Origin of the sequence: Marinobacter sp. BW6, assembly GCF_008107725.1 — a bacterium.
Taxonomy (GTDB): Bacteria; Pseudomonadota; Gammaproteobacteria; order Pseudomonadales; family Oleiphilaceae; genus Marinobacter.
In genome coordinates this window covers 20,742-45,651 of record NZ_VIRN01000050.1, presented here as the reverse complement: position 1 = coordinate 45,651, position 24,910 = coordinate 20,742, and the positions used below count along the sequence as shown (strand labels likewise).

General features: G+C 58.2%; 23 protein-coding genes and 1 tRNA gene. 4 read left to right on the top strand and 20 right to left on the bottom strand.

The features are described 5' to 3' along the window. Window positions 1–7: 7 nt before the first annotated feature. From aupA to rpsU, 6 genes are all read right to left on the bottom strand, one after another. On the bottom strand, window positions 8–1,345 hold the full coding sequence (gene aupA / locus FMN52_RS04485; RefSeq protein WP_148607508.1) for an alkane uptake protein AupA: 1,338 nt from the start codon (window positions 1,343–1,345) through the stop codon (window positions 8–10). 290 nt (window positions 1,346–1,635) lie between these two features. Then, on the bottom strand, window positions 1,636–2,175 hold the full coding sequence (locus FMN52_RS04480; protein WP_148607507.1) for a PEP-CTERM sorting domain-containing protein: 540 nt from the start codon (window positions 2,173–2,175) through the stop codon (window positions 1,636–1,638). A 382-nt stretch (window positions 2,176–2,557) separates the two neighbouring features. Next, window positions 2,558–2,634: transfer RNA gene (locus FMN52_RS04475), tRNA-Ile, on the bottom strand. Between the two features lie 97 nt (window positions 2,635–2,731). After that, complete coding sequence (gene rpoD, locus FMN52_RS04470; protein ID WP_148607506.1) at window positions 2,732–4,579, bottom strand: RNA polymerase sigma factor RpoD; 1,848 nt, start codon at window positions 4,577–4,579, stop codon at window positions 2,732–2,734. Between the two features lie 132 nt (window positions 4,580–4,711). Next, window positions 4,712–6,439 (bottom strand): DNA primase, encoded by a 1,728-nt coding sequence (gene dnaG, locus FMN52_RS04465; protein ID WP_148607505.1) that lies wholly within the window; start codon window positions 6,437–6,439, stop codon window positions 4,712–4,714. Between the two features lie 149 nt (window positions 6,440–6,588). Next, a complete protein-coding gene (rpsU, locus tag FMN52_RS04460) occupies window positions 6,589–6,804 on the bottom strand; it encodes a 30S ribosomal protein S21 (protein ID WP_007153483.1) in 216 nt (71 codons plus the stop codon). A gap of 238 nt (window positions 6,805–7,042) precedes the next feature. Between rpsU and tsaD the strand changes: the two genes are divergently transcribed. Continuing rightward, window positions 7,043–8,098, top strand: coding sequence for a tRNA (adenosine(37)-N6)-threonylcarbamoyltransferase complex transferase subunit TsaD (gene tsaD, locus FMN52_RS04455; RefSeq protein WP_148607504.1), 1,056 nt, complete (start codon window positions 7,043–7,045; stop codon window positions 8,096–8,098). 3 nt (window positions 8,099–8,101) lie between these two features. On the opposite strand, the gene plsY is transcribed toward tsaD, so the two are convergent. Continuing rightward, entirely contained in the window at window positions 8,102–8,692 is a 591-nt protein-coding gene (gene plsY / locus FMN52_RS04450; protein ID WP_148607503.1) for a glycerol-3-phosphate 1-O-acyltransferase PlsY, read from the bottom strand. A 140-nt stretch (window positions 8,693–8,832) separates the two neighbouring features. Here plsY and folB point away from each other — a divergent pair, with 140 nt between their 5' ends. Together folB and folK (FMN52_RS04440) are read left to right on the top strand one after the other, a co-directional pair. Then, window positions 8,833–9,189, top strand: coding sequence for a dihydroneopterin aldolase (folB, locus tag FMN52_RS04445; RefSeq protein WP_148607502.1), 357 nt, complete (start codon window positions 8,833–8,835; stop codon window positions 9,187–9,189). Then, window positions 9,189–9,713, top strand: a complete 525-nt coding sequence (folK, locus tag FMN52_RS04440) for a 2-amino-4-hydroxy-6-hydroxymethyldihydropteridine diphosphokinase (protein WP_148607501.1) — start codon at window positions 9,189–9,191, stop codon at window positions 9,711–9,713. Before folB ends, folK (FMN52_RS04440) begins: the two co-directional genes overlap by 1 nt. Here folK (FMN52_RS04440) and pgi read toward each other — a convergent pair. From pgi to dksA, 10 genes are all read right to left on the bottom strand, one after another. Then, the gene (pgi, locus tag FMN52_RS04435; RefSeq protein WP_148607500.1) at window positions 9,696–11,357 is read right to left on the bottom strand and encodes a glucose-6-phosphate isomerase; all 1,662 of its coding nucleotides are present in this window, start codon (window positions 11,355–11,357) and stop codon (window positions 9,696–9,698) included. The genes folK (FMN52_RS04440) and pgi overlap by 18 nt on opposite strands. Before the next feature lie 22 nt (window positions 11,358–11,379). After that, window positions 11,380–12,228 (bottom strand): pantoate--beta-alanine ligase, encoded by an 849-nt coding sequence (gene panC, locus FMN52_RS04430; RefSeq protein ID WP_148607499.1) that lies wholly within the window; start codon window positions 12,226–12,228, stop codon window positions 11,380–11,382. Further along, window positions 12,225–13,019, bottom strand: a complete 795-nt coding sequence (gene panB, locus FMN52_RS04425) for a 3-methyl-2-oxobutanoate hydroxymethyltransferase (protein ID WP_148607498.1) — start codon at window positions 13,017–13,019, stop codon at window positions 12,225–12,227. The genes panC and panB overlap by 4 nt, the downstream gene beginning before the upstream one ends. Before the next feature lie 59 nt (window positions 13,020–13,078). Continuing rightward, on the bottom strand, window positions 13,079–13,576 hold the full coding sequence (gene folK, locus FMN52_RS04420) for a 2-amino-4-hydroxy-6-hydroxymethyldihydropteridine diphosphokinase (RefSeq protein ID WP_148607497.1): 498 nt from the start codon (window positions 13,574–13,576) through the stop codon (window positions 13,079–13,081). Beyond that, window positions 13,573–14,940, bottom strand: a complete 1,368-nt coding sequence (gene pcnB, locus FMN52_RS04415) for a polynucleotide adenylyltransferase PcnB (RefSeq protein ID WP_148607496.1) — start codon at window positions 14,938–14,940, stop codon at window positions 13,573–13,575. Before pcnB ends, folK (FMN52_RS04420) begins: the two co-directional genes overlap by 4 nt. 669 nt (window positions 14,941–15,609) lie before the next feature. Then, window positions 15,610–17,013 carry a sigma-54 dependent transcriptional regulator gene (locus tag FMN52_RS04405; protein ID WP_148607495.1) on the bottom strand — a complete coding sequence of 468 codons (1,404 nt, stop codon included), beginning with the start codon at window positions 17,011–17,013 and terminating at the stop codon, window positions 15,610–15,612. A gap of 7 nt (window positions 17,014–17,020) precedes the next feature. After that, window positions 17,021–19,984, bottom strand: a complete 2,964-nt coding sequence (locus FMN52_RS04400) for an ATP-binding protein (protein WP_148607494.1) — start codon at window positions 19,982–19,984, stop codon at window positions 17,021–17,023. After that, a complete protein-coding gene (locus FMN52_RS19850; protein WP_048497702.1) occupies window positions 19,974–20,150 on the bottom strand; it encodes a hypothetical protein in 177 nt (58 codons plus the stop codon). Before FMN52_RS19850 ends, FMN52_RS04400 begins: the two co-directional genes overlap by 11 nt. A gap of 50 nt (window positions 20,151–20,200) precedes the next feature. Beyond that, the gene (gene gluQRS / locus FMN52_RS04395) at window positions 20,201–21,073 is read right to left on the bottom strand and encodes a tRNA glutamyl-Q(34) synthetase GluQRS (RefSeq protein WP_148607493.1); all 873 of its coding nucleotides are present in this window, start codon (window positions 21,071–21,073) and stop codon (window positions 20,201–20,203) included. A 61-nt stretch (window positions 21,074–21,134) separates the two neighbouring features. Further along, on the bottom strand, window positions 21,135–21,575 hold the full coding sequence (gene dksA, locus FMN52_RS04390; protein WP_008173182.1) for an RNA polymerase-binding protein DksA: 441 nt from the start codon (window positions 21,573–21,575) through the stop codon (window positions 21,135–21,137). 179 nt (window positions 21,576–21,754) lie between these two features. Here dksA and sfsA point away from each other — a divergent pair, with 179 nt between their 5' ends. Beyond that, complete coding sequence (gene sfsA, locus FMN52_RS04385) at window positions 21,755–22,486, top strand: DNA/RNA nuclease SfsA (protein ID WP_148607492.1); 732 nt, start codon at window positions 21,755–21,757, stop codon at window positions 22,484–22,486. Here the strand turns inward: sfsA and FMN52_RS04380 are convergent. The 3 genes from FMN52_RS04380 to FMN52_RS04370 are packed head-to-tail and all read right to left on the bottom strand — an operon-like array spanning window position 22,470 to window position 24,833. Continuing rightward, window positions 22,470–22,841, bottom strand: coding sequence for a Rieske (2Fe-2S) protein (locus tag FMN52_RS04380; RefSeq protein WP_148607491.1), 372 nt, complete (start codon window positions 22,839–22,841; stop codon window positions 22,470–22,472). The two genes, sfsA and FMN52_RS04380, sit on opposite strands and share 17 nt — an antisense overlap. Next, window positions 22,838–23,206 (bottom strand): pentapeptide repeat-containing protein, encoded by a 369-nt coding sequence (locus tag FMN52_RS04375; protein ID WP_148607490.1) that lies wholly within the window; start codon window positions 23,204–23,206, stop codon window positions 22,838–22,840. The genes FMN52_RS04380 and FMN52_RS04375 overlap by 4 nt, the downstream gene beginning before the upstream one ends. A gap of 40 nt (window positions 23,207–23,246) precedes the next feature. Then, complete coding sequence (locus FMN52_RS04370) at window positions 23,247–24,833, bottom strand: bifunctional aminoglycoside phosphotransferase/ATP-binding protein (RefSeq protein ID WP_148607489.1); 1,587 nt, start codon at window positions 24,831–24,833, stop codon at window positions 23,247–23,249. Window positions 24,834–24,910 lie beyond the last annotated feature (77 nt).

The following is a 24,910-nucleotide window of genomic DNA, read 5'->3' as shown; positions in this document are numbered from 1 at the left end:
GCCCTCCTTAAAACTTCAGGGTGATGGAGCCGCTGACAACGTGAACGTCGCCGTCTGCAGTAACAGGCGTTTCGTTGCCGTCAAAATCCACCAGCGTGAAATCCCGCTCTTGCAGTTGCTGGTACTGGTATCCAATGTCCAGGCGGACGGGGTAGGCGAGCAGGCGCGTGCGGTCGTAGGTGGCACTCAGGCCGAGGCCGACCACAATCTTGTCGGTATCGAGATAATTGATCTCCGGATTGCGGGTGGACTTGAGCGGCGACTCCTCATAGGCAACGCCGCCCCGCACGGAAAAGTTCTTGTTGAGGGCGTACTCGGCGCCGATCCTTGGAATCAGCACGTCGTCGAACTGAATCCGGCTGCCCGCTGACACCGACTGCTGATCCTTGATGGTGTCAGAGGAGAACTCGTTCTCCAGCTCTGACCAGTTCTGCTGCTCCACGCTGCCACCAATCCGCCAGTTTTCGCCCTTGTATTGAGCGCCAAACCCGAAGGTTTCTGGCTGGAAGGAATCAATGGTAGAGACTGCCAAACTCAGGCCGGGATCCGGAATGGTCTGGGTGACAATGATGTTGGAGTCCACCGATGTGGAGGCTGCTGATTTCGTTCGATAGGTGAATGCGGTTTCCCAACCGTTCAGGAAGCAGTTGCTGTCCGGGCAGAACGTGCTGCCCAGATCAATACTGGTGCCCAGAATGGTTTTCAGGGAGGGTTCGGCATTGACTGCAAGACGTTCCCGGCTGGTCTCGCCACCCAGAGTAGAGACTGCATCAAGGTTTGCCTGGGCATCCAGGGTGACGCGCACCGATGCACCGGCGGAGATACCGCGCCAGATCGGAGTAGCGCCACCGATGTTCAGGAACAGGGGCTCCTTCCCGTACTGCAGGAACTGGCCGTTCTCCGTGGTCTGTGAATCAAACGCCAGCATTTCCTTACCGTATTTCTCGACGCCGGCAATGAAGCCCAGATAGATCGGATGCTTGAAGCGAGTCAGCGAACCCAGATTGGTTTTCATGCCAATCAGCACGTGCTGGCTCGGCGAGTTGGCCAGGATGTCGCCACTGGCATTCGGATTGGCAGAACGCAGTTCTTGTTCGGCGTGCAGAATGCCAGCCGTCAGCTCCCCGCGCTCATCTTTGGTGAGGTAAGCAGGGTTGTAATAGGTGGCTGACACCTGATCATTGAACATCGATAAGGATTGGGCTGTAGCGACATCCACCGGCATGACGCCATAGGTGGTGCCCAGGTTGCCCATGCTGGCGTTAACTGGAACAGAGAAACCGACAGAGGCGGCGGCGATCGCAAGAGACAGTGCCCTTGACCGAGAGCGGGAGGAAAAAGCCATTGATACACTCCATTACTTCGTTGTTTTTATACTCGAGCCGTGAATCAGGAAAGAGTACGGCGGGTATTGTTGCTCAGGAGGTAGTGTATTCGGCTTGTCTTTTCGGGACGTTGGCTTTTTTGACAAGAATGGGTGTCTCTAAGACCACAGAGCACAGAGTACTGGAGAGAGTGACTGATCTAATTGCGGTAAGAGCAAGCCAGAGGTCTTGGTTGAAATGGAGGTTGTTCATGGAAAAAAACTCCCCAATCGGGGAGTTTTTTGGTGTTAAGTAATTCGACGCTTGGATATCAGAGGACTTTTCGTCTGAGCCTCACTAAGCCAATAAGGCCTAGTCCTAAAAGGCCAAGAGTGCCAGGCTCTGGGACGGAGACAGCTTTGCCGAAGATCGCAACATGCGATATAGCCCCTTGATTTGGATAGAAGCCTTGTAAATCTAAGTTGTCCTGACCATTCCAGCTCCCTAAATCATATAGGTACTGTGGCTGGCTTCCGTCCTTAACCACAAGGTAACACTCAGGACAAATGATCCAATCAGGGCCATCCCATGTAATTAGCGCATTATTGGGATCACCAGTAAAGGCTGTTGAGTAGAAGGATTGGTATGAGCCATCTTCGCCGCCCTCAAAATTGGCTTTGTAGAGCAGAGAGAGAGCCGAAGTGCCGAAGAACGCTGCGACATCTTCTGCGTCAAGCGCGGGGTTTGGAGACCCTGGGTCATGTACTACATCGGCGTCACCAGGCCCGAGCAACAATGCGCTCGCTGAGAGCGACCAAAAGAGCGCGAGCACTCCGACAAACGATGTTAATGATTTGATAATGTTATTCATGGTATCAGCACCTACGAAGTTCCTTGGTTTTGGGCTTGGTAACTGCTCCTTGCCTAGTAAGCGTTAAGCAGATCCTGTGCCACCATCAATATTCGCAAGTAAAGCAATGAGCTAAGAAGATTTCTGGGCAATTGCTTGTTTTATGAATGTAAAAAATATCGACATCGTGGGTTGTTTTCAGCTGGGGAGGGTAATCACTGTTGGTGTATGGATTTGTTGATATAAGGGCTTCGAGAAAAGTTTCGGTCTCTCGCCGTGGTGGAGATCTGTAATAGATCTAGCGTGTTTCGAGTTCTTATATCAAAGAGTTGAAGAGGGCGCAGCAGACCTTCGACACCTCACAAGGATGGACGCGTTTAAGCGATCTATAACTGATTGATAATGGTGGGCCCAGCAGGACTCGAACCTGCGACCAAGGGATTATGAGTCCCCTGCTCTAACCAACTGAGCTATAGGCCCGTTCAGCGAACGCTGTTTTGAGAGGTGTTTCCTGGGGGGGAAACAAAGCGGGCGCCATTATACCGGTGAGGTGTGGCGCCCGCTACTGTTTGGGAAATTATCCCTGATTGCCCTGGTCGTCGATGAAGCCGCGCAGGTGATCGGACCGTGACGGGTGGCGAAGTTTGCGCAGAGCCTTGGCTTCGATTTGACGGATCCGCTCCCGAGTGACGTCGAACTGTTTGCCGACTTCTTCCAGGGTGTGGTCGGTGTTCATCTCGATACCAAACCGCATGCGCAGTACCTTGGACTCTCTTGCAGTGAGGCCAGCCAGTACCATCCGGGTGGACTCACGAAGGCCTTCGGCGGTGGCGGAATCCACCGGGGAGAGGGCTTGGATATCTTCGATGAAGTCGCCCAGGTGGCTGTCTTCGTCGTCGCCGATCGGCGTTTCCATGGAGATCGGCTCTTTCGCAATCTTCAGTACCTTGCGGATCTTGTCCTCAGGCATTTCCATGCGCTCGCCAAGCTCTTCCGGCGTCGGTTCGCGGCCCATCTCCTGCAGCATCTGGCGGGAGATCCGATTGAGCTTGTTGATGGTCTCGATCATGTGCACCGGAATACGGATGGTGCGGGCCTGGTCCGCGATGGAGCGGGTGATGGCCTGACGAATCCACCAGGTGGCGTAGGTTGAGAACTTGTAGCCGCGGCGGTACTCGAATTTGTCTACGGCCTTCATCAGGCCGATGTTGCCCTCCTGGATCAGGTCCAGGAACTGCAGGCCGCGGTTGGTGTACTTCTTGGCAATAGAAATCACCAGACGCAGGTTGGCCTCAACCATCTCTTTCTTGGCGCGGCGAGCCTTGGCTTCACCGATGGATACGCGACGGTTGATTTCCTTGATGTCAGCGACGTCCAGATCCACTTCGGTCTGCACGTTCTGGATGCGCTTCTGCAGCCGAACAATCTCGTCAATACGCTCGGCCATGGGCGCTGCGTAAGGCTTCTTGCTCTTGGTGATCTTCTCGGCCCAATCCAGGTTGGTCTCGTTGCCCGGGAACGACTTGATGAAGTCCTTGCGGGGCATTTTGCACTCACGAACACAGATCTGCATGATCGCGCGCTCGTTTTCACGAACCAGGTCGTTGGTGGAGCGAACCACGTTCACCAGCTCATCAAAGGCCTTGTTGGCAAGCTTGAACGGTGCGAACACTTGCCCCAGATCGTTCAGGGCTTCCTGGGTTTTCTTGTCGGAGCGGCCGTGCTTGGCCAGTGCCTTGTTGGCGGCATCCAGCTTTTCGTTGAGCAGTTCGAACCGGAGACGGGTCTCTTCCGGATCCGGGCCGTTATCGGTTTCTTCTTCCGAGGAATCGTCGTCATCGTCGGACGAGGAATCGGAGTCGTCGGAACTCTCGGTGGTGGTTTCCTCGCCCATGAACGGCTCGGCGTCGTCCGGATCGAGGAAGCCCGTTACGATGTCGCTGATGCGACCTTCGTTTTCGAGAATACGGTCGTAGGCCTGGATTACAGTGCCGGCGGTACCCGGGAAATGGGCAACGGCGGCCATCACATCGCGGATGCCTTCTTCGATGCGCTTGGCGATAACGATTTCGCCTTCGCGGGTCAGCAGCTCGACGGTACCCATTTCACGCATGTACATGCGCACAGGGTCCGTGGTGCGGCCAGCATCGGTTTCAACGGCCGCCAGAGCGGCAGCAGCTTCAGCAGCGGCAGCTTCGTCAGCGGTGGAGTCGCCCTCGGTCATCAGCAGGGTATCGGCGTCTGGTGTTTCTTCGCACACCTGAATACCCATGTCGTTGATCATGCGAATGATGTCTTCGACCTGATCCGGGTCGGCGATGTCTTCCGGGAGGTGGTCATTCACCTCGGCGTAAGTCAGGTAACCTTGTTCCTTGCCTCTTGCAATGAGGTCTTTCAAACGTGATTTTTGCGAATTGCCTGACATAGACACCCTGTGAACTCGCTTCTAGAAGGAAAAAGTTAAACAGCCATTATAGCTGTCGCTCGGTTGCTCTGCCACCAAGGAGCCTAGGCTCAAAGGTTAGATGGTGATCAGTGCATCAAGTTTCAAGTGCTGTTAGTCCCCAGTGCCACCACTCAGGGCTCTCAGCTCCTGTCGTTCCTCGCTTGTGAGGTTCGACAGGTTTCGTAATAGTGTGGCAAGTCGCTGCTGGCGGGATGCCTCTTCATTCGGGCTCAGCAACTCCCTGGCGGCGGCGAGTGTGCTTTCCCGCGCCGGAATATGCTCGATCCCGTCAAACAGGTTGTAAAACCGCCCTCGGGCGGCGGTATCCAGAGCCAGCGTGCGCACCAGTGTTTTCCGGTCCCGGATGTCGTTTGCCAGAATCCACTCGGCAAAATTCCGGGCCTGGTTAAACTGCCGGGAGCTTCGGGCCAACTCGGTCACCTCTGTGGCCAGGTCCGGTGCTTCCAGCAGGGCAAGGCACAGAATGCTGTCCTTGCTGAGCTTCACATCGATCCGATCTTCGGAAACCCGGTCCCGTCGCTCGCCGTTCCATCTTCCTTTCTGCCCCTGCTGGCGGTTCTGCCACTGGTTCCGGCCACCGCAAAGGCGGAGCATTTCGTGCCACATGGCATCCCGGAGGGTGCTTCTGGGCATCTTGTTGAGTAGAGGTTCAACCCTGGCTCGCAGTTCCCCCCGGTGCTCGGGCAGCTGCAGGTCCAATCCTTCGCTCTGCCGGTCAAACAGGTACCGAGACAGAGGTGTTGCCCCTTCAATGCGCTTCTGGAAGGCCTCTGGCCCTTCCTTGCGTACAAGGGTGTCCGGGTCCTCGCCCTGGGGCAGCATCAGAAACTGGAGGTGCAGGCCGTCGGCCATCAGTTCCAGTGCGTTCTCCATAGCCCGGTCAGCGGCCCGGAAGCCGGCCTGGTCGCCGTCAAAGCAGAACACGATGTGCCTCACTTGCTTCAACAGGGCTGTCAGGCTGTCCTGGTTCGTTGCCGTGCCCAGTGTCGCAACCGCATAGTGAATGCCGTGCTGGGCGAGGGCGATGACATCCATGTAGCCTTCAACCACCAGCAGCTTGTCGAGCTGGCGGATGGCCTGCTTGGCTTCGAAAAGCCCATAGATCTCGCGACTTTTGTGGAATACATCCGACTCCGGAGAGTTGATGTATTTCGCCTTGTCATCCCCAAGGGTGCGGCCACCGAAGGCAATGGTTCTGCCCCGGGTGTTCCGAATCGGGAACATCACCCGGTTGCGGAAAAGGTCTCTGGGCCTGCCGTACTTGTCAGACACCGTGCCGGTTTCGATCAGCGGGCCCTGCAGATCCTTGCTGGCGGCATCAAACAGGGCGGTACCTGTCGAAGGCGCGTAGCCCACCTGGTACTGCTCGATGATGGTGTTGTCCAGCCCCCGTTGCTGCAGGTAGTCACGGGCATAGGTGCCTTGCTGGCCCTTCAGCGACGACTGATAAAACCGGCCGGCAAAGTCCAGGGCATCGGTTAATGTTCGAGCCTGCTGAATTTCCTGCTTTGCGGCCCGGTCGTAGGGCACTTCGAGCCCCACCCGTTTGGCCAGTTCCTCGACCGCTTCGGTGAAACCCAGGCCTTCAAACTCCCTGACAAAGCTGATGGCATCTCCATGGGCGCCGCAACCGAAACAATGATAAAAGCCTTTGTCTGGCCGGACATTGAACGAGGGTGTTTTCTCGTCGTGAAACGGGCAGCAGGCCTTGTAGTTGGCCCCGGCTTTCTTGAGCGTAATGCGTGAACCGATCAGTTCCGCCAGGTCGATACGATCCAGCAGGTTTTCAACAAACTGTTGAGGGATCAGTCCGCTCATGGGGGCTCCACATCAGGCCGTCATCGGAGTTGGCCAATAGCCAAAAATGCCGCCGAAGCCAGGCCTCGGCGGCATTTTTGAGTCGCTCTGTGCAGCCTGCGGCTGTACAGGCAATCAGTGCTTTGCAGTCAAGCGGCGTCAGGTAAAACTTAGTACAGACGCTCGAACTTGCGCTGTTCCCGCTGAAGCTTCTTGAGATGACGCTTAACGGCAGCGGCTGCTTTGCGCTTACGAACAGCGGTCGGCTTCTCGTAGTGCTCACGACGACGTACTTCAGAAAGTACACCCGCTTTTTCGCAGGAACGCTTGAAGCGACGCAGTGCTACGTCAAACGGTTCATTCTCTTTCACTTTAACAGCTGGCATTCGAAAATCACCTACCTGATAGATTCGGTTTCAATTTTGTCCGTCTGGCGTGGCCAGACCGGTTCTCGATCCCTGGTCAGATTGGCTAAAACTCGACCAGTGCATATTTTAGGGCGGCAATGATAGCGCCTGCGTTATGGCGAGGTCAATGTTTGTTCGATGAATCTGCCAGAGGGTTTCGGGTTTCTGCTAAAATGCGCGTCGTTTTCATTTCTGCCAACCAATGTGGCCTGACATTATGCTGATTCTAGGTATTGAAACCTCCTGTGATGAGACCGGCGTAGCTCTTTATGACACTGAAACAGGGTTGCTGGGGCACGCACTGTTCAGTCAGATCGACATGCACGCGGATTACGGCGGTGTCGTGCCTGAGCTGGCGTCCCGGGATCACGTCCGGAAACTTCTGCCTTTATGCGATCAGGTGTTGGCCGATGCTGGAAGAACTCGGGCAGACATAGAAGGTATTGCCTATACCGCCGGCCCGGGATTGGTTGGCGCACTGATGGTCGGGGGCTCGGTTGCCCATGCGCTGGGTTTTGCCCTGGGTATTCCTGTGCTGGGCGTACACCATATGGAGGGGCACCTGTTGGCGCCCATGCTGGAGGATAATCCACCGGCTTTTCCGTTTGTCGCATTGCTTGTCTCGGGTGGCCACACTCAGTTGGTGCGGGTCGATGGTATTGGCGAGTACGAAATGCTCGGCGAATCGGTGGACGATGCCGCGGGAGAGGCCTTTGACAAGACCGCCAAGATGCTTGGTCTGGACTATCCGGGTGGCCCCCGGGTGGCGGCACTCGCGGAAAAAGGTACGGAAGGCCGTTACCGGTTCCCAAGACCAATGACTGATCGGCCGGGGCTGGATTTCAGTTTCAGCGGTCTGAAAACCTTCACTCTCAATACCGTCAATGCTGCTCGTGGCGAAGGCGGGCTGGATGACCAGACCCGGGCGGATATCGCTCTGGCGTTCGAAGCCGCTGTGGTGGATACGCTCACCATAAAGTGCCGTCGAGCCCTGGAGCAGACAGGCTGCAAACGCCTGGTCATTGCCGGGGGTGTCAGCGCCAATAAGCGGTTGCGAGCCGGCCTGGAGAAAATGACCGGCAAGCTCAAAGCCAGCGTGTTTTACGCCCGCCCTGAGTTCTGCACGGATAACGGCGCTATGATCGCCTACGCCGGCGCTCAGCGAATAAAGGCCGGTCAGCAGGACGGTGATCGGATTGTCGCGGTGCCCCGATGGCCAATGAACACGCTGCCACCCATCAATGAAGCCAGATCCACCGGCTTGGTGGACTGATAATCAAAGCCCTGCTTCGCGGCCCTGGGCGAGCCGGATCAGATTATTGCGGTGGCGAACGACAATCAGGATGGCAAGCAGGCCGAACAGTGGCAGGGTTTCCGGCTCGAGGAATGCACTGATCAGCGGGCCACTGATAATCGCCACCAGGGAGGCGAGGGCTGAAATGCGCCAGCGCCAAATAATCAGCATCCAGATAGCTGCCATCATCAGCGTTGTGACCGGAGCCAGGGCAAGGCCAGCCCCTAACGCCGTCGCGACGCCCTTGCCGCCTTTGAATCGGTAGAAGGCCGGGATCATATGGCCGGTTACCGCACACAGGGCAACCATGGCTTGCACCATTACCGAAAGGCCGGCGGCATGGGCCAGCCATACGGGTAACCACCCTTTGGCAGCATCCAGTGCAAGAGTCAGAAGGGCTGGCGGCCAGCCGCCGGTGCGGTAGACGTTAGTGGCGCCCGGATTGCCTGAACCCTGGGCTCGCGGGTCCGGTAGCTTCCAGAGCTGGCAAACCGGCAGAGCAAACAACACCGAGCCTGCCATGTAAGCGGCGGCGCAGAGCAAAACCGTTAACACCGGGTCACTGGGAAGCATGCTATGGGCTCGGAGACAAAGACGTATATGGCCAATATGTGCGAAAATGCCCGCCCTGAAAACGCGGGCCAGATTGCTCACAGTATCCCCTGGCTGTGCGTTATTCAATCACCAAAGAGTGGAAGAATCCGGGAGCACCCTTGGCAGACACCGTATTGATCGAAGGCCTGGTTGTGGAAACTGTGGTCGGAGTTTACGACTGGGAGCGGGAAGTCACCCAGAGCCTGGTGATTGATCTGGAAATGGCTTGGGATAATAGCGTGCCGGGCAAGACAGATAATGTGGCCGACGCCCTGGATTACGCTGCCGTCAGTACCCGGGTCGAGGCCTGCCTGCAGGCGCTCAGGCCGAAACTGCTTGAACACGGGGCGGAGGTCCTGGCGAAAACATTGCAGGATGAACTCGGCATAAAGTGGTTGCGACTGGCGATACGCAAGCCCGGCGCCGTACCGGCGGCGCAGGCAGTGGGCGTGCGGATCGAGAGGGGGATGCGGTAATGGCAGCGGCTGTCCGGGTTTACATCAGCATTGGCAGCAATGTGGACAGGGAGCGCTATGTCAAAGCCGCGCTTGATGCTCTGTCTGCGTGGTTTGGCGAGCTAACCATCTCCCCGGTCTACGACAGCGAGGCCGTCGGATTTGACGGGTCCCCCTTTCTGAACCTGGTGGTGGGCGTGGACACGTCCTTGCCGGTGGCCGAGCTGTCACAACGTTTCAAGCAGCTGGAGGCCGATAATGGCCGGCGCCGGGATGTTCCAAAATTCAGCGCGCGAACCCTGGATCTCGACATTCTCACTTATGGTGACGCGGTTGGCCGGATAGACGGTGTCGAGCTGCCCAGAGGGGAAATTCTGAAAAACGCCTTCGTGTTGCGGCCGCTGGCAGACATCGCTCCGGAGGCAGTGCATCCGGAGTGCGGCAAATCCTATGGCCAGTTGTGGCGGGAATACAGCACCGGACAGAAGCTCTGGCCGGTGAATTTCAGCTGGCAGGGGCGCCAGATATCAAGCGCCGCCGGTTGAGCGGAACAGGTCAATAAGGTGATCGGTCGAGCTGTCACTGGCCTCGTTGCCGTCTTCCCGGCCAAGCAGGCGCGGCAGAATGCCCTTGCCCAACTGTTTCCCGAGTTCCACGCCCCACTGATCAAACGAATCCACATCCCAGATCACCCCCTGCACGAAGGTGCGATGCTCGTAGAGAGCGATGAGTGCGCCAACGGTCTCCGGTGTCACCTTTTCCATGGTCAGCGTGTTGCTTGGCTTGTTGCCCGGGATGACCTTATGGGGCGCAAGCTGTTCAATCTCCGCTTCGGCCCGACCATCCGCGACCAGTTCTGCCCTGGCTTCTTCCAGTGATTTTCCGGCCATCATCGCCCGGGCCTGGCTCAGGCAGTTGGCGAACAGATCGGCGTGATGGGTCGCCACCGGATTGTGGGTTTTCAGGGGGATGATGAAATCCGCAGGAATCAGCCGCGTGCCCTGGTGGATCAGCTGGTGATAGGCGTGCTGGCCATTGGCGCCGACTCCGCCCCAGATGACCGGGCCGGATTGCCAGGCCAGGGCGTCGCCACCCTGGCTTACGCTTTTGCCGTTGCTCTCCATGTCCAGCTGTTGGAGGTGGTCCGGCAGACTGCGCAGGTAATGATCGTAAGGCAGGATCGCGTGGGTTTCGGCACCCCAGAAATTGTTGTACCAGATGCCCAGCATGGCCATAACCACGGGCAGATTCTCCGCCAGCGGCGCTTCCCGGAAGTGCTGGTCCATGGCATGGGCGCCGGCTAGCAGTGCCCGGAAATTGGCCATGCCAACGGTAAAGGCAATGGGAAGCCCGATGGCAGACCAGAGTGAGTAACGACCACCCACCCAATCCCACATTGGAAAGACATTGTCCGGATCAATGCCGAAGCCCTGCGCTGCCGGTACGTTGGCGGTTACCGCCATGAAATGCCGTGACACCGCCTGCTCATCACCGCAGCGATCCAGAAACCATTGCCGCGCCACCTTGCTGTTTTCCAGGGTTTCCTGGGTCCGGAACGACTTGGACTGAATCAGGAAGAGCGCGGTTTCCGGGTTTATCTGGCGCAGCGTCTCGCAGATTTCGGTGCCATCGATGTTGGCTACGTAATGGCATCGAATGCCAGCCTGGGCATAAGGTTGAAGGGCTTCGCCCACCAGCTTCGGGCCCAGGTAGGAGCCGCCGATACCGATGCTTACGACATCGGTGAAAGGCTTGCCGGTGTATCCGGTGCGGCGTTGGCCCAACACCTCATCCACCAGGGCTTCCATGCGTTGGAGAGTTCTCTGAACTTCGGCGACCACATCTTCGCCCCCGACAGTGACGGCTTCGGTCCCCGGGTTGCGCAATGCAGTGTGCAGGGCAGGGCGGTCTTCGGTAACGTTGACTCTCTCTCCGCTGAACAACGCCTCCCGCCTTGCTTCCAGGTTGCAGCTCCTGGCCAGCGCCAGCAATGCCTCGAGCACCTCATCGGTGATCCGGTTCTTGGAAAAATCCAGTGATAGCCCTGCACCTTCGATGAAGTAGCGCTTTGCCCGTCCGGGATCTTCATTGAATAGATCCTTCATGAGAACGCCGTCCAGGCGTTCCCGCTGCTCCATCAGTGTCTGCCATTCGGGTTTCGAGGTCAGTACTGCAGGATGTGCGGGCATCAGAGAGTCCTTTTCTGTTGGCTTATCGGGTCAGGGACAGGTTATCGATCAAGCGGGTGGTGCCCAGGAAAGCGGCGGCCAGCAGCGTAACGTCCCGGTCATCGGCTGTAGCCGGTTTGAGTGTTTGACTGTTGACGATGTTGAAGTAATCCGACCGTAGCCCGGCATCCCCGAGACGTTGTTCGGCTTCGTTTTCCAGTGTTTGGAAGTCTGTACGGCCATCGGTTATTTTTGCCGCTGTGGCCTGCAGGGTCTGATAGACCACTGGTGCAATTTGCCGTTCCTGGGGTGTCAGGTAACCATTGCGTGAGCTTTTCGCCAGGCCGTCGTCCTCTCTCACAGTGGGCGCTCCCACCACATCCACGGGGATCATCAGGTCACGAACCATTTTCCGGATCACGGCGAGTTGCTGGAAATCCTTCTCGCCGAATACGGCAAAATCAGGCTGAACCATGTTGAACAGCATCGTGACCACCGTGGCAACACCCTCGAAATGGCCTGGCCGGCTGGCGCCGCAGTGGCCATCGCTGACGTCCGGCACAACCACCTGGGTCTGCTTTGCCAGCCCTTCCGGGTAGATTTCTTCGGCGGTGGGCGCAAATACCAGGGTGTTTCCAGCCGAGGCAAGTTTGTCCTGGTCTTCAGCCAGGGTTCTCGGGTAGGTGTCGAGGTCTTCACCGGCCCCAAACTGCATCGGATTCACGAAGATGCTGGTCACCACAACATCCGCCATTTCCGCCGCTTTGCGAACCAGCGAGATATGACCCTCGTGCAGGTTGCCCATGGTGGGAACCAGACCGATGGTTTTTCCCTGCTGGCGGTAGCCGCGAAGGATGGTTCTCAGTTCTTTCAGGGAATGTATGGTTCTCATGCCTTGAACGTATGCTCCTCAGCGGGGAATGTGCGCTCGCCTACGGCTTTCACGTAGGCCTGCAGGGCCTCCTGTACCGAATCTGTCTCGGCAAGGAAGTTTTTGACGAATCGCGGTTTGCGGCCGGTGGTAATGCCGAGCATGTCGTGCAGAACAAGAATCTGGCCGTCTGTATCCGGCCCTGCACCTATCCCGATGACGGGTGCTTTAACGGCCTGGGAAATGCGCGCCGCCAGAGGTGCAGGGACGCATTCCAGAAGGATGACATCGGCGCCGGCCGCTTCCAGTTCGCAGGCATGTTCGATCATCATTTCGGCCGCCTTTTCATCACGGCCCTGAACCTTGTAGCCGCCAAATTTATTGACGAACTGCGGCGTCAGGCCAAGGTGTGCACACACGGGCACGGCCCGCTCGGTCAGAGCCGTAATGGTCTCTTTCATCCAGTCGGTACCCTCAAGCTTTACCATGTGGGCGCCCGCTCGCATCAGTTCCGCTGCGTTTTCCAGCGCAGACTTAACAGTGCCGTAACTCATAAAGGGCATGTCCGCCATGATCAGGGACCCGCGATTACCTTTGGCCACGCAGCTGACGTGGTACACCATCTGTTCCATGGTCACCGGCAGGGTGCTGTCATGTCCCTGAAGCACCATGCCAAGGGAGTCGCCAATAAGGATTACGTGAACGCCCGCTTCGCTGACCACCTGGGAAAAGGTGGCGTCATAGGAGGTAAGGGCAGAGAAGGCTTCGCCCTTCTGCTTGAACTCACGCAGGGTATTGATGGTAACAGCCATAGAATCCTTGCCTTTTGGGTGGATGGGCCTGGGCGCGCCGGGGTGCCGGCATTGAAGTGTTAAGGGTAATCCGCCGGTGGAAGCTTGCGCAAGCCGTTGTCGGGGCATTGGTTGCGCAGTTCGGCAATGGGGGTGCCGTCAGGCAGAGCCAGGTCGGCCTTCAGGTCCAGCAGGGGTTGGAGTGCAAAGTCCCGGTTCGCCAGCTCCCGATGGGGGACGGTGAGGCGCTCATCGTCCAGTACCTGGGTGCCGAAAAGCAGTACGTCCAGATCAAGGGTGCGGGGACCCCAGTGCCGAAGCCGTTCCCGACCGTGCTTTTGTTCGATGCGCTGCAGTTCGTCAAGCAACCGGTGTGGTCGAAGGGACGTCCTCAGCCACACGGCACCGTTCACAAAGTCCGGCTGGTCCTGGGGACCGACCGGGCGGCTGGCGTAAAAAGGGGATTGGGCCACCAGAACCGTCTCAGGCAGTGTGGCCAGGGCAGAGACTGCCCGGGCCAGTTGAGCAGCCGGTTCTTTCAGGTTGCTGCCAAGACCGATAAACGCATCTGTCATCATTGCTGGGCGGGGCGGTTGACCGGCTTGCGTCGACGACGACGCTTTTTGGGTGCATCGGTGCTTAGCTGCGACAGCATCCGCTCCTGGCCTCGTTCATCCTCTTGCTGGAACTCGGTCCACCATTGGCCAAGCCCGGGTTCAATCTCGCCAGACGCTTCGCGAACCAGCAGGAAATCGTAAGCGGCCCTGAATCTGGGGTGCGTCATGGTGGCAAAGGCCCGCTTGCCCTGCCGACGGGGCAGGCGCATCTGGAGTTCCCAGATCTCTTTCATGGGCCCTGAGAAGCGCTTCGGAATGGAGGTTGCCTGTACCTGGCGGCCTATCACCTTGCCGATGGCTCCGTGCAGTGCCGGCTGGACTGGATCACCGTTGTCCTGCCTGCGATGCCATTCCGACTGGAGTGCCGGCCAGAGCATGGCGGCAAACAGGAAGTAAGGCGTGACCGATTTGCCCTGGGCAATCCGGGCATCCGTATTTCTCAGGGCCTGGCGAATGAGCTCGTCCGGCTCGCCGTTCTCAATGGCCCTGACCGTCTCTGGAAACAAGGGTTCCAGCAGGTTGTAGCGGGTCAACAGGTCGTAAGTGGCTTCGCCCTGGCCTGCGGAAAACAGTTTGAGTACTTCCTCAAACAGGCGAGCCGGCGGGATGTGGGTTAACAGTGGCGCCAGTTCCCCGATGGGGGCCTCAGTCTCGGGCTCAATGTCGAAGTCGAGCTTGGCGGCAAAGCGGATGGCGCGGAGCATGCGTACCGGGTCCTCCCGGTAGCGGGTCTCCGGATCGCCGATCAGGCGCAGCTGTCGGTTGCGTAGATCCTCGATGCCGTTGGCGAAATCAATAACGGTGAAGTCGCGGATGCAGTAGTACAGGGCATTGACGGTAAAGTCCCGACGCAGGGCGTCTTCTTCCTGGTTGCCGTACACATTGTCGCGCAGAAGCAGGCCGTGTTCACTGGTCCTGCGATCGTCATCATCGGTGTCGGTATCGGCTTCCGTGGCGTTGCCCCGGAAGGTCGTCACCTCAATCACTTCGCGGCCAAACACCACGTGGACAATCCGGAACCGCCGTCCGATCAACCGGGAGTTGCGGAACAGATCGTGAACTTCCTCCGGTGTGGCATTGGTTGCAATGTCAAAGTCCTTGGGCTTCCCACCCAGCAGGATGTCTCTGACGCCGCCTCCTACAAGGTAGGCTTCATAGCCTGCTTTGTTCAGACGATGCAGAACTTTCTTGGCAGGCTCGCTGATCACCGAGCGTGAGACGTTGTGTTGGTCCCGGGGGATTTCCCGTCGCTGGTAGGTGCGGGCTTTCTTTTTTCCGTTGCCGGGCATGAAGGAACGGAGTTTATCGACGAGTCTTTTAGGCATTGAAATCCGTGGTTGCGATGAGCAAAAACCGAGAGTTTAACGGTTTGAGCAGGATTTGCACACGTTTGCCGTGGATTACCTTCCGGAGCCCAGAAAATCAAAAGGCGGATCCGTTCTCACGAATCCGCCCTCAAAGCGTTGACGATCTGCATTGTTTTTGTTTTTGCCGGGATTTTTCTTCGTTTTTGTACCCCACTGCATATCCCCATTAAGGGGCATCTCAGCAGTGCAAACGGAAAGCTTTGAATACACAGAGCAGTCAGAGACATCGGGCGGGTTTGGAGTAGCTGCAGCGTCACCTCCAAGGTGATTCTTCTCTACATCTACAACTCGCACGTGCCGGGGGACCACTAAAAAGCAAAGTACCCAAAACACTCAGTTCGCTCACGTTCTGTTGTTGTTTTTGTTACCGAACGTTCTCTGCAGCTTTTTGTTCTTGTTGTTGGCGCTGCTTTGTCACTCTTGTTTTTGTTGTTGTGCGCCAAATAGTTTGCAGTCCGTGTGCCAGTTTTTGAATTTCCTTGGTTAACAGAGTCTTACGATTTTGTAGGTCATAAGTGTTACCCCGTATTCAACCTAAGTGTTACTGAGATCACGTTACTTTCGTGAGGAGTGTTACCGACAGGAACAGAGGGTAACAACTGAGTCCGGGTTCACACTATGGCGAGTTCAGTTGCCCGAGGATTTTTTCCGGGGAATGCCGAGACGCTGGCGACGCTCCCAGAGCGATTTTCGGCTGATGCCCAGTTTCTGGGCCAGTTCCGTTTCGCTCATGCGGTCCTGGTTTTCCAGAACGAAATGCTGGAAGTAATCTTCGAGGGAGAGATCGTTGGATGAGTCCACTTCGCGGGTGCGTGCCTGCTCGTTATTGCCGTCCACGAGGGTCTCAGGGATGTGTTCGTCGCTGCCTTCGCTGTCCAGGTCCAGCAATGAAGGCGTAATCACGTCCCCGTCACAAAGGATGGTGGCGCGCTCAATGGCGTTTTCCAGCTCCCGGACGTTACCTGGCCAGCGGTGTCGTTCCAGGACGCGCATGGCCTCGGGGCTGAGATTGAGATCGGGCTTGCCCATTCTCTCGCCCTGACGTTTCAGGAAGCGGCGGGCCAGGCCCAGGATATCACTCTGGCGCTCGCGCAAAGGCGGGATGCGGATCTGCATGACGTTTAACCGGTAGTACAGGTCTTCACGGAATTCCCCGGTGCGTGTCATGGCCTTCAGGTTTCGGTGGGTGGCGGCAATCATCCGCACGTTGACGGTGCGGCTCTGGGTGGAGCCAACTTTACGGATCTCGCTCTCCTGTAGAACCCGAAGCAGGCGTGCTTGTGCTTCGGCCGGCAGTTCGCCGATTTCATCCAGGAAAAGACTACCCCCGTCTGCGGCCTCAATCAGCCCGGTTCTTGCTGAAACCGCTCCGGTAAAGGCGCCCTTTTCATGGCCAAACAATTCCGACTCAATCAGGCTTTCCGGGATGGCCGCGCAGTTTACCGAGATCAGTGGCTTGGCGGCGCGGGGGCTCAGCAGGTGCAGGGCGCGCGCGGCCAGCTCCTTACCGGTACCGGATTCGCCCTGAATCAACACGGTGGTTTCAGTCGGGGCCACTTTGCGGATCAGGGTAAATACCCGCTGCATCGGCTCGCACTGGCCGAACATGATGTTGGCCGGATCACTGCTTTCAGGTGTTTCCGTAGGTGGCGCCGAATCATCACCTGTGTTGCGGGCAGAGGGTTGTCGGGCCAGGATGTTCTCAACAGCGGCCAGCATTTCATCATGGTCAAACGGTTTGGCGATGTACTCAACGGCACCCATTTTCATGGAATCCACCGCCGATCGCAGGCTGGCATAGCTGGTCATGATCAGCACCGGTGTATTGGGTGCACGGTTGATCAGTTCGGTGCCCGCCGCTCCCGGCAGGCGAAGATCGGAAATGATCAGGTCAAACTGATCCGGTTCGTGGTTCTGCTCGGCTTCTTCAACAGAGGCCGCATCGGCGACTTCGTAGCCGGCATGCAGCAACAGTTTGCGCACTGCCGAGCGAATAATGTCTTCGTCTTCCACGATCAGAATGCGAGGCATAAGAGTCTCAAGACCTTTGGTTCTGGCTGATGGCAATGTTGCCGGTTTCCGGTTCGTAGGCTGGCAATCTCAGCCTCACGCAGGTTCCGCGGCCGGTGTCGGCGTTCGCTGGGCTGTCCACCTGAATGTTGCCATAGTGCTCTTCAATAATGCTGTACACCAGCGACAGGCCAAGACCGGTTCCCTTATTGGGGGCCTTGGTGGTGTAAAACGGCTCGAAGATATGATCGAGCTGGTCCCCGGGAATGCCGGAGCCTTCATCAACCACTTCGATAATAGCGGAGTAGCCATCGCCCTTTCCACTGACCCGGATAGTGCCGCCTTCCGGTGAGGCATCGCGGGCGTTTGCCAGCAGGTTGACGAAGACCTGGACGAGTCGCTGCTCATCGCCCAATACTTGCAATGAGGGTGGGCAGTCGTTGACGTAGTGAATGCCCAGACCTTTGTCGCTCAGGGAAAGCAGGTTGATCGATTCCTCGACGCAACGGTGTATCGTGACCGGCTCGTAACGGTTGGCCTGGGCGTGATTGCCCGTGCGGGCAAAATTCATCAGCGACTGCAGGATGGTGGAGATTCGCCGGGTCTGCTGCTGGATCTGGTCCGCCGTGTCGAGAATATCCGGGTTGTCAGTTTCCAGCTTCAGGTTCTGGGCCAGCGAGGAGATACCGGTCACCGGGTTCCCGATCTCGTGAGCGACCCCGGCGGCCAGTCTACCCACCGAGGCCAGTCGCTCGCTGTGCATGAGCTCGTCTTCCAGCAGCCGGGTTTCGGTCTGGTCTTCCACCAGGATGATGCTGCCGCCTTCGGTGTGGTCCGGTCCGCTCAGGGCGGCTTTGTGAAGGTTCAGCCAGTGGGGTTTGCCACGCAGATCCAGTCGGTGTTTGTAGCGATGCAGGTCTGGCCCCAGGTTGAAATCTTCGAGTAGCAGATGCCAGTGCTCGGGCAGGGCCATAAGCCTGGCGCCGACCACATCATCGGCAGTAATGCCGGTGAGCGCCTCCATGGCGTGGTTCCACATCAGTATCTCACCGTCTTCACCGACGGAGCAGGCGGGAATGGGCAGGTTCTGCAGGGTCTGGCGATAATGCCGACGCAGGTTGTCCAGTTCACCGGCAAGACCGGTCAGTCGGTTCTGGTAGTCGCCGAGGGCGCGCTCGACATAGCGAATATCCTGGGCTGTGCCTCCCTGGGCCATGGGCTTGAAGCCGAGATGGCGTTTGACCATGTCCCTGGCGACAGAGGGGCCGAGCAGACCGGACAGGTTTATTTCCACCTGGTCCCGTAGTCGTCTGAGCTGATACGGCCGGTACTCCACATTGGGCAGCTTAAGCTGGCCCAGTGCCCGCTCCACTTCGCGCCGGGCCACGCCATAGCCCAAAGGCTCCGCCAATTGCCGGACAAAGTCGCTGGAGGACGTAGCAAGCAGTTCACGGCGTTGCGGGCGCGAAAGGGCGCCCAGTGAACAGGCCTGGGCTGCGCTGTTCTCTTCACTGGTACTGGTGCTGAGGATGGAAATCAGCGCGAACACGGTAATGTTGGCGGTCAGGCTGACGAACGTGAAGATATGCCAGTTGCTGTAGTCCGGTATCAGGGGCGCATCGAGCCAGGCCAGCAGGTTGGCCGTGTGCGAGAACGGCAGTACCAGGGTAACCACCCAGATGGTCAGCCCGACAATCAAGCCGGCGATCAGGCCACGGCGGTTACCTTCAGGCCAGTAAATCACGCCCAGGGCACCGGGCAGCAGTTGCAGTGTGCCGGAGAGGGAAATCGCGCCCAGAATCGACAGATCGAGGTTCTTGCCAACGGCCTCGTGAAACAGCAACGCCAGGAAAATGATCACCGCGATGAGCAGACGTTTGATCCACTGCAGCCAGCGATAGATATCACCCTGGTCTTTCGGGGTTTTCAGTGGCAGTACCACATGGTTCAGTGCCATGCCCGCCAGTGCCAGGGTGCTGACGATCATCAGGCCGCTGGCGGCGGACAGGCCGGCAATGTACATAAGCAGTGTCAGTGCAGGGCTTTCCAGCGCCTGGGCGGCCCCGATGGCAAAGAACCCGGGCCCTGTGGTGACTGCCAGTTCCTGGCCGCCCCAGAGGATCAGGGGCACCGGCAGGCCAAGCAGCAGCAGGTACAATGGCAGACCCCAGCTGGCTTTGGCCAGTGCCTTGGGTGAGGGGTTTTCGCTGAAGGTCATGTGATACATGTGCGGCAGCACCAGAGCGCCGGCAAAGGACATCAGCATCAGTGCCCGCCAGCTGCCGTCGTCAATACTCAGGGTCATGGTGGTGGCTGGCGAAGTGCGGTTATCCAGCCAGCGCTCCAGGCCGTTCATGCCGTCAAAAACCCCGAACAGGATTACGCCCCCGAGCACCAGCAATGCCACCAGCTTGACCAGCGAATCAAAGGCAATGGCCAGCACCAGGCCCTGGTGGTTTTCAGAATTCTGGTCACGTCGTGCCCCGAACAGCATGGCAAACAACACCACAATCATGCTGAACATCACACTGATCAGCTTTGGGGAGGTGTCCGGCGCCAGGATGCTGGCAGAGGTGGCGACCGCCTGAATCTGCATGCTCAGCAGAGCCAGAATGGCACCGCCGGAGCAGAGAGTGACCAGGGTGCCGGCCCACTGGCTGCGGTAGCGATAGGCAAACAGGTCGGCCAGGGATGTGAGCTGGTAGGCGCGCCCGATTCTCATGACCGGGTTCAGAAGTACCGGTGCCAGCAGAAAGGCGCCGCTGATGCCCAGGTAGTAGGCGAGGAAGCCGTAGCCGGATTCGGCCGCCATGCCAACGGCGCCGTAGACTGCCCAGATGCCGGCGTACACGCCCAGACTAAGTACGTAAACCAGAGGGTGGCGAACCCAGCGTCTGGGCACCATGCCGCGCTCGGTAAACCAGGCAATGCCGAACAGCAGAATCAGATACAGCAGGCTGGCGAGCAGCAGGCCGGAGGCACTAAAACTCATTGGGGTCCCGCCGCCATTCCAGCCAGAAACCGATAGCAATCAGCCCGGCCCAAATAATGTAGGGGCTATACCAGACGTTCCCCGGCGAAGTCCACCAGTCAAGGATGTTGGGCGAAAAAATATAGATGGCCAATACCAACAGGAAGACCAGACGGTAGATATACATCAGGCATGCTATCCGCGCTGAGGTGTGAGAAGGGCTTTATACCATGTCCCTCACCGGGATGTCAGGTGGATGGCGCCCCGTTGCCAGTTCCTCCGGCCCCATTCCAGCAGGGATTCCAGGGACCCGGTTGCCAGGTAGTCAGGCGGATTCTGGCCAAGTGCGACAAGCGCCCGGAACAGGTTGTCGACAGGCTCTTCGTCGTTGAGTGCCGGGGCGTGGGTCTGCTTGCTGAGTTTCTGGCCCTGCTCGTTGAGTATGACCGGGATGTGCAGCCAACGTGGGGGGAGGGCACCCAGTGCCCGGTAAATCTGCTCCTGTTGCGCCGTCATGTCCAGAAGGTCCGAGCCGCGCACCACGTCCGTAATGCCCTGGTCAATGTCATCAACAACCACGGCGAGCTGATAGGCGTAGAATCCTTCCTTACGGAGGATCACCGGATCATCAAACTCTGCCTTTACGGTCTGGTGTTGTGGTCCCAATAGCAGATCCTGCCAATGGCAGTCCGCCTCTTCAAGGGCAAAACGGATGGCATAAGGACGGTCGCCGTCTATGGCTTTGCGGCTGCGGCAATGGTTCGGGTGGCGCCCTTCGTTGGCTTGCAGCTCCTTGCGTGAGCATTGGCAGCGATAGGCGTGTCCGCTTTCGAGCAAGCGCTCAATGGCTTTCTGATAGGCGTCATGGCGTCTGGACTGGAATCGCACTGGCTCGTCGGGAAACAGGCCATGGGCGTCCAGGCTGGCGAGAATCTGACCGGTAGCTTCCGGCGGTTCTCTCAGAGGATCCAGGTCTTCAATGCGGATAAACCACTGGCCGCCCTGGCTGCGGGCTTCCAGGAAGCTGGCAAGTGCGGTAACCAGTGAGCCGAAATGCAGCGGGCCGGTCGGCGAGGGCGCAAAGCGACCCCGATACGAAGGATTGTTCATGGCGGTCAGTCAGCCGGCGGGGCTGCAAAAAGCCCCGGCCGGCAGCTGTTGAGTGGTAGGCTCAGATGCCGGTCTGGCGTTCGCGAATCTCGGCCAGTGTCTTGCAATCAATGCACAGGGTGGCTGTCGGTCGCGCTTCCAGACGGCGGATACCGATTTCCACGCCACACTGATCGCAGAAGCCATAGTCGTCTTTGTCGATGCGGTCGATGGTCTGGTCAATCTTCTTGATCAGCTTCCGCTCGCGGTCGCGGGTACGCAGCTCCAGGCTGAACTCTTCTTCCTGGGTTGCGCGATCGCTGGGATCCGCGTAATTTGCGGCGTCTTCCTGCATGTGGTGCATGGTGCGGTCGACTTCTTCCATCAGCTCCTGCTTCCATTGCAGCAGCAGATCTTTGAAGTGCTGGAGCATTTCCGCACTCATGTACTCTTCACCCTTCTTCATTTCATAGGGGGTGAAGTTGGTAAAACGTTCGCGTGGTTGTTCTGCAGTCGTTGCCATTGAACCCGGCCTCTTGTTTGTACTTCACAAGAACGGTTTGCTTCCCTCCGCGTGAGCCCCCGTGGCTGCGCGGTTATACCCTGGATGAAGCATTCGTCCTGAAACGGGAATTTGCGGAAAATAGCAGATTAGTCACGGGGGTGCCAGCCTTGTGACATCGACTTTTGTACGGAGATCACATGAAGTTTCCAGAACCGTTGGTTGAAGGCCGGCTTATCCGCCGTTACAAACGCTTTCTGGCAGACGTGCGGCTGCCGGATGGCTCGGAGGTGACCGCCCACTGCCCGAACACCGGGTCCATGCTGGGCTGTCAGCCAGAGGATGCTCGGGTCTGGCTCAGCCGGAGTGATAATCCCAAGCGCAAACTGCAGTACACCTGGGAGTTGGTGGAAACGTCGCCCGGGCAGCTGGCCTGCGTGAACACCGCCCGGCCGAACAGCCAGGCCCGGGAGGCGGTGCAGGGCGGCACCGTTGTGGAACTGGGCGGTTATTCCGAGTGCCGCGCCGAGGTTAAGTATGGTTCAGAGAAAAGTCGGATTGACCTGCTGCTTTCCGGCCATGACACGGCGGCCGATGCCTGGGTGGAGGTCAAGAATGTCACGCTGGCGGAGAACGGGCAGGGCTTTTTCCCGGATGCGGTGACTGAGCGCGGTCAGAAACACCTTCGAGAGCTGATGGCCCAGGTCCAGCAGGGTGATCGCGCGGTCTTGTTTTTCGTGGTCAACCACACCGGCATTCAAACCGTGCGCCCGGCCGACCACATTGATCGCAAATACGGTGAGCTACTACGGCAGGCCTGCGATGCAGGTGTGGAAGTGATCGCCTATCGCGCCGACTTGAGCGAGAGCGACGGCACCCCGACGGGCGTGTTGACGCTGACCGAATCGGTGCCGGTTATTCTGGAAGTCTGATTTCGATCTGGCCGTCCCGCTCCCGCAAGTCCAGATGGGTGAGTGCATCACCCTGGCAGGGGCCGGCAATGCATTCGCCGTCGGCGGGCTTGAACAGGGCGCCGTGGGTCGAGCACTGGATGAACAGATTGTCGGAATCCATGAACCGGCCCGGCATCCAGTTCAGCTCGACGCCCAGATGCGGGCAAATATTCAGATAGGCGCGGGGCGTACTGCCGTCGAGGAACAGGAAGCCGGTTAACGGCATACCTTCCGGCTCCCGGGCCTTCTCCCGGAGCCGGAATTCGACAAAACGGCCCGGTGCCAGCTCGGATGCGGGACAAACGGGCTGCCAGGCGTTCTGGTTACTGCTCATTTCGGCAAGATGGCGTAGCGCATGCGGGTCCCGTGGTTCAGGGACATGACGATCTCATCGGCGTCCAGGCGATGCGGGAAATAGCAACCGGAAATCTTGGCGCTGGCGATGCTTGAGCCTTCCATTCTGGATTTCGAAAAGTCCACACCCCGCAGGTCTGCACCGCGAAAGTAGGCGTGGCGGAAATCCAGTCCCTTGGCATCCATTCCTCTCAGATCCAGCCCCCGGAAATCGCCATGAGCGAAACTGGGGAGCTCTGCGAGCTTTGCCTTTTCAGCATTGAATGCCTGCATGTCCTCGCTACGAAGAATATCGTAGAGCGGGTGGCTGATCTGATGTACTTCGTGTTCGCTTTTATCGTCCATATCGAACCTCGCGCTCGCCCATAGGCGCCTGATGTTGTTCTTAACCGGCTTTGCCGCCGGGGATGCCCAGGTGTTGCCGGATCCGGCCGGCCACGGCTTCCGCCACATGTTCCTGATCGGTGTGCAGATGGACGGTGTGGCTTTTCTCTTCCGCGGTCAAAGGTTCAAACCAGGTTTGCTGGGCGTCCAGCAGTTCCTCGGTGGCCTCGGAGGCGTCCCCCTTGCGGTTGCGGATCCACTCCCGGCGCAGGTCTTCCGGTGCCTCGCAATGGATCAGAGTAAAGGGCACGCCCTGGGCCTCGGCTACGGATGCCAGCAAAGACCGTTCCTTCTGTTTCAGGCTGGCGGCGTCCACAATCACCGGGAACCCGGCCGCCAGAACGTGGCCGGCGAGCTCTGCCAGTCGCTGATAGGTTTTCTCTGTTGCTTCCTCGGTGTACAGGTTGCCACCGGTCGGTGAGCGGGAACTCTCCAGTGGCGCCAGCCCGTGCAGACGCTTGCGCTCGACATCGGAACGCAGGCGGATCAGCCCCAGCTCATTTGCCATGGCGGCGCTGACGCAGGTCTTGCCGCTGGCGGACAGGCCGGTGGTTGCCAGCAGGTAGTGGTTGGGAATAGTGCCGTAATCCTCCGCCAACTGGACGTAGTCGCGATAGCGCTGCATCAGGTCGGCTTTGTCGGCGTCAGTGATTCCGGGGTTGCCCATAGTGAACAGGGCGATCTTGGCGCGGACCATGGCGCGGTAAGCCTTGTAGAGCGGCAGTAACGGCAGCGCCTCGAAGTCATCCCGGTATTCCAGGTAAGAATTGAGCACCTGATTGGCCAGGGCATTTTCCCCGCGGGATTCGAGATCCATCAGAAGGAACGCGAGATCGTTGATGACATCGATCCAGCGGAACGGTTCGTTGAATTCGATGCAATCAAATACGGTCACCTCGCCCTCGAAGCGGGTGATGTTGGCCAGATGGAGGTCGCCATGGCACTCCCGGACCATGCCGCTGGCGCGGCGGTGCGCAATCAGCTCCCGGTGCCTCTGGAAGGTGGATTCGGTCCAGGCCTGGAGGTTATCCAGCTGCATGAGCAGATCCGGGTCGTCAATCATCGGACGGATCTGGTCAAAATTCTCCTGCATGGCGGAAAACACCGCCTCGGGCGTTCCAAGCGGTTTTTCATCGGGCACGGGCGGCAACTGGTCGTGGAAGGCAGCGACCTGACGGGCCAGGTCTGTCAGCGGTTCGGGGGCCAACCCTCCCTGCTCCTGCAAACGATCGAAGAGGTGTTCCTGACCGAACTGGCGCATCTTGATGGCGTATTCGAAGGCTTCGCCCTCGCCACCGAGGATCGGGTTTTCCGGCGTGCCAGTGATGGGCACCACTTCCAGATACAGTTTTTCGGCGAGCCGTCGATTGAGTCTCAGCTCCTCCTCGCAGAAATGTTTCCGGCGATCGAGGGTGGAGAAGTTCAGGAAGCCGAAATCCATGGGCTTCTTGATCTTGTAGGCGTAGTCACCGGTCAGGATCACCTGAGAGATGTGAGTTTCGATAACCTGAAAGCCATCGACAGGATGGTCGTACAGATTTGGATTCTGCATGGACAGAATCAGATTGCCTGGGGATGTCTCACTCACCGTGCTCTCCTCGCGTTCCCTGAACCCATTGATTTTTCTTGCCCTATCATAACGGGCAGATTACAGAAATAACACAC